The sequence below is a fragment of the Protofrankia sp. Cr2 genome (assembly GCF_963555885.1).
GTDB lineage: Bacteria > Actinomycetota > Actinomycetes > Frankiales > Frankiaceae > Protofrankia.
Map to the genome: position 1 here is coordinate 1,266 of NZ_CAUVXG010000041.1, position 4,637 is coordinate 5,902.

The 4,637-nt window shown below is 68.9% G+C and carries 6 protein-coding genes; 1 reads left to right on the forward strand and 5 read right to left on the reverse strand.

Annotation, left to right across the window (positions count from 1 at the left end):
* Positions 1-329: GNAT family protein (locus tag U9978_RS17250; protein WP_322762170.1), on the forward strand; the 329-nt coding region annotated here is incomplete at its 5' end.
* A gap of 418 nt (positions 330-747) precedes the next feature.
* Here U9978_RS17250 and U9978_RS17255 read toward each other — a convergent pair.
* The 5 genes from U9978_RS17255 to U9978_RS17275 form a co-directional block, all read right to left on the reverse strand.
* The gene (locus tag U9978_RS17255; RefSeq protein ID WP_322751241.1) at positions 748-1,233 is read right to left on the reverse strand and encodes a Panacea domain-containing protein; all 486 of its coding nucleotides are present in this window, start codon (positions 1,231-1,233) and stop codon (positions 748-750) included.
* 149 nt (positions 1,234-1,382) lie between these two features.
* Positions 1,383-2,336 carry a LysR family transcriptional regulator gene (locus tag U9978_RS17260; RefSeq protein WP_322762171.1) on the reverse strand — a complete coding sequence of 318 codons (954 nt, stop codon included), beginning with the start codon at positions 2,334-2,336 and terminating at the stop codon, positions 1,383-1,385.
* A 41-nt stretch (positions 2,337-2,377) separates the two neighbouring features.
* Positions 2,378-2,824 carry a Zn-ribbon domain-containing OB-fold protein gene (locus U9978_RS17265; RefSeq protein WP_322762172.1) on the reverse strand — a complete coding sequence of 149 codons (447 nt, stop codon included), beginning with the start codon at positions 2,822-2,824 and terminating at the stop codon, positions 2,378-2,380.
* Positions 2,821-3,996, reverse strand: a complete 1,176-nt coding sequence (locus U9978_RS17270) for a thiolase family protein (RefSeq protein ID WP_322762173.1) — start codon at positions 3,994-3,996, stop codon at positions 2,821-2,823. Before U9978_RS17270 ends, U9978_RS17265 begins: the two co-directional genes overlap by 4 nt.
* Positions 3,997-4,069: 73 nt before the next feature.
* On the reverse strand, positions 4,070-4,637 hold a 568-nt coding region (locus U9978_RS17275), incomplete at its 5' end, for an enoyl-CoA hydratase-related protein (RefSeq protein ID WP_322762174.1).

Sequence of the window (4,637 nt, forward strand, 5' to 3'; positions counted from 1 at the left end):
TGGACGGCCAGGTCGCCGGTGGCATCCAGTACTGCGAGGAGAACGACCCGCAGTACCGCCACGCGGGCATCGACATCTACCTCAGCAGCCGGTTCCAGGACCGCGGCGTGGGGACGACGGCGGTCGGACTGGTCGCCCGTTTCCTGTGCGAACAGCGGGGGCATCATCGGCTCACGATCGACCCGGCGGCCACCAACACCCGGGCCATCCGCTGCTACGAGAAGGTCGGCTTTCGTCCCGTCGGCATCATGCGCCGCTACGAACGCGGGCCGGACGGCCGCTTCCACGACGGACTCCTCATGGACCTGCTACGCGACGACCTTGAGTGAAGCCGAAGACTGAGACCCTGCCTCAAATCTTCTGTCGTCCCCGAGATGACCTCTTCTGGATGCCGCACCTGGAGGCGCCGGCTACGGAACCGGCCCGACAGACGGCGATGCCTCTGTCGCCGCTCACTTCTTGCTTGGCCAGACCTCGTGCTCCGGATCCCACCAGATGACATGGAAGACGTTGCCGACTCTCAAGCCGTATTGACGGTCATCGACTCGAATCGCCGCAGATGTCCGATAATATCCGGCCACTGTTCGGGCTGGATGGACCATGGGCCTTCGCCGTCGAGCATTCCGAATCGCCAGCAGATCCGATCATGACTGTTGCCTGCGCCCGGCACCCGGGATGCACGCTTCGGTATCCCCTGTTTCCGGGGAGGGATCGCGATCTCTGGCGTCTTCTTCTGCTTTCTGCCCATCAGTCTTCGAGCACCACCGAGCCCTGTACCGGCTCGGCGTTCTCATCATCGTCCGCAAGCGAACCGTAATAGTCGATCATCACGGTGGGGTCGATAACCTGTGCACCGCGATCTAACGGGGCCAGGCCTCGACGGGCTTCGATCCACGGCCGCTCCGAGTGAGACAGGACGCTGAGCTGGCGGGCGCTGAAGTCACCGTAGGCGCGGAGCACCTCGTCGATCGTCTCCCGCTGGTCGTCCGTCAGCGTCTCTGGGTTACCCCGTTCCCACGGGTGCTGGACGGTGTAGCGGCCGCGGTGGGCGTCGAACAGTTCGTACACGACGGGACCGTTCGCCCAGGCCTGGATCCGCTCGGGGAACAGGGGTGCATCGTCCCACACCAGCGACCATGCCTGGGAGTAGTAGACGAGCTTCTGGAGCTTCATCGCGGACATCGGTGCCCGCTGCTGGAGTATGTAGGCGGCGACATCGTGGACGGTGACCATGGTGGGCCTCCTTCCGTTACCAGACGGCCGCTCAGCATGGCCATGTGATTCTGATGATGATACGTTACGTGTCCAATATGTGGCAATACGGCTGGGACACACTCCTTGATCCACCTCCCTGTTGCCGGGCGCTCTTACGCAACAGAGCCTTATATGACGAGCGGCGTCGCGCCCCGGCCGGTGCGCAGGGTCTCTATCACGCGGGCGAGAATGGGGTCGGCGGACTCGTCGTCAGCCCGCCACGCGACTCCGGCGGCGAAATGAAGATCCGGCTCGTCGAGTGGGACAAGCGCGAAATCGGGTCCGGCGAAGCTACGCGTGCTGGGATTGTCCGGGTCCGCGGCGACCAGCGTGAGGCTCCGCGTACGGATCACCCGGGCCGCGAGGTGAATCGAGTCGGCGTGTGGCAGTTCGTTCAGGTGCCTGATTCCGGCCCGGACGAGGAAATCACGCAGGTTTTTCATGGCGAGCGGTTGCAGCTTCGACGATGGCATCAGCATCTCCCGTTCGGTCAGGTCGGCCAGCCGCAGCCGGCGTCGGCTCGCCAGTTCGTCGTCGCTGCGTGTAGCGACTGCATAGCGGTACCGGGCCAGCTCCAGCCCGCGCAGGCCCGGGTCGGTCACCGGGAGGTGCACGACCGCAAGATCGATCTTCCGTGCGCACAACATGTCCATCAGCACGGCCGACCGTTCGAGCGTGATCGGTAACTCGATGTCGGGATAGAGCCGTGTGAAGGTGCCGAGCACGAGATCCACGACGCTCGGCGTCAGCACCGGTGCCGCACCGATGTCGCGCGCCGGCCGGGCACTCCGGTCCGGCCGCTGGGCCCGCAGGGCATCGAAGCGCCGCACGACGTCGGCTGCGGGCTCTAGAAGATCCCGCCCCGAACGCGTCAGCCTGACCTGGTGATAGCCGCGCACGAAGAGCTCCTCACCCAGCTCCCGCTCCAACTCGCGGATGCGTCGGCTCAGCGGCGAGGCAGTGAGGTGCAGCCGGTCGGCTGCGCGCCCGAAGTGCAGCTCTTCCGCGACCGCCACGAAACAGCGCAGTTGCTGGATGTCCATAGCTGACGGACATACCAGGGCGGCCGTGCCCCGGTCCATCGCTATCGCGGGCGGCCACGACGGCTATTGCCGGTCCGCTCTTACGTGGGCCGGAAGACCGGGACCGCCTCACCGTCGGTGGGTCGGTCGAAGGTCACGGCCACCCGCAGTCCGGCGTGGACGTCGGCCGGGTCCACCTCGGCAAGCCGGCTGTGCAGCCACGGACCTTCGTCCAGCTCCACGATGGCCACCGTGGTGCGCGCCGGCGGGCCGCCGTCGCGGGCCGGGCCGTGGACCACCGACCAGCTCACCACCGAGCCGGTGCCCCGGGCCGGCGTCCAGGTCAGCGCGGCCGAATGACAGCGGGCGCAGGCACTCGCCGGCGGCGGGTTGTCGTGGCCGCAGTCGTCGCAGCGGCGGATCAGCAGCTCGCCGCGCTCGGTGCCGGCGAAGAACTCCTCGGTCTCGGCGTCACGCCGGACTGCCGGAACAGGCGTGCCGGGGTCTGGGCGAAGGCCCCGCTGCTCGCTCGTGCGCTTCGGACTCACGAGGCTGGGTCCGCGCCGAGTACCAGGGTGGAGTGGTGGTCGAGGACGCCGCCGTTGCCGCTGACCAGTACCAGGTCATGCGCGGCGACCTGCCGTTCGCCACCCTGACCCCTGGCCTGGATGACCGCCTCGGACAGCGGTGTCATGCCCCACATGTAGTAGGACGACAACTGACCACCGCCGGTGTTGAGCGCGAGCGATCCGCCGGGGCCGAGCACCCCGCTGGCGACGAAGGCCCCGCCCTCGCCCTTGGCGCAGAATCCGTAGTCTTCCAGCGAGATCAACACAGTGTAGGTGTAGCAGTCGTACAGCTCCACGACGTCGATGTCGGCCAGAGTGACGCCGGCCATCTTCAACGCCGCCGGCCCAGCGACCGCGCCACCGCTGACCAGCCCGAACTCGCTGCCTCGCGCCATCGCGTAGCCGGGATGCGCCTGTCCCCAACCCAGGACGTGCACCGGCGGCTGGCGCAGGTCGGCGGCCCGGTCCGCCGTGGTCACGATCACCGCGATACCGCCGTTGCTGACCAGACAGCAGTCCAACAGGTGAAACGGCTCGGCGATCAGCCGGGACGCCTGGTGGTCGGCAAGCGTGATCGGCGTCCGCAGCGCAGCGAGCGGGTTACGGGCGGCCCAGGCCCGCTGCGCCACCGCGATCGCCCCGAACTGCTCGCTCGTGGTGCCATAAGCGATCATGTGCCGACGGGCGGCCAGCGCATACAGCGTGTTGGGGCTGGCGATCCCGCTCGCCGCCGCCAGGGCGCGCCACCCGGACGCCCGGCTGGCCGAGCCGGAGTAGGCCGAACCGCCGGGCACCTTCTCCCGCAACGGCGCGTCCGCGAACACGCAGGCGACGACGTCGGCCATGCCTGCCGCCACCGCCATCGACGCGTACTGCACCATGGCGCCGGCGGACGACCCGTACGCCTGGATCTCCGACAGCAGGCGCAGGTCACGCAACCCGAGATCACCCTGCACGCCCAGCCCGACGGCACCCGACACGCCCGCGTTGGTGAGTAGCCCGTCCACGTCGGACAGCTGCAGTCCGGCGTCGGCGACGGCCCGCCGCACGGCCTGTCCGGCGAACTGGCGCGCCGTCGTGTTGTAGACCTTGCCCAGCTCGGTGAGACCCAGGCCTGCGATCACCGGCCGGCGCCCGCCGCGGCCGGTCACCCCGTCACCGACCACGTGACCGCCGCGCCCGCCGCGCCCGCCGCGCTCATCGCGCTCATCGCGCTCATCGCGCTCATCGCGCCAGCCATACCGGCGGTCGCTTCTCCGCGAAGGCGCGCACACCCTCCCGGGCGTCCTCGGAACGCATCAGGGCCGCAGTCTCCGCGTCGGTGCGCGCCCAGGCCGCATCCTCGGATGCGATGTCGCCGTCGATGATGCCCGCCGCGATCCGCTTGCTGGCCTGGACCGCCAGGGGCGCGTTGCGGCAGATCAGCTCGGCCAGGGCAAGGGCCTCGTCGAGGACCGACGCCCTCGGCACCACCCGGTTGACCAGGCCCAGCCGCAGCGCGGTGGCCGCGTCCACCGGCTTCCCGGTCAGGATCATCTCCATGGCGATCTTGGGTGGGATCTGTACCGACAGCCGGAAGGCCCCGCCGGCGGCGGCGACGATGCCCCGGCTGACCTCCGGCAGGCCGAACTGTGCGGTCTGCGCCGCCACGGCCAGGTCGCTCGCAAGGACGATCTCGGTGCCGCCACCGAGCGCGAAGCCGTTCACCGCGGCTATCGTCGGCTTGCTGATCGGGTGGGACACGTAGCCGGCGAATCCCCAGTGTCGGCGACCCTCGGGGAACGTCCGCTCG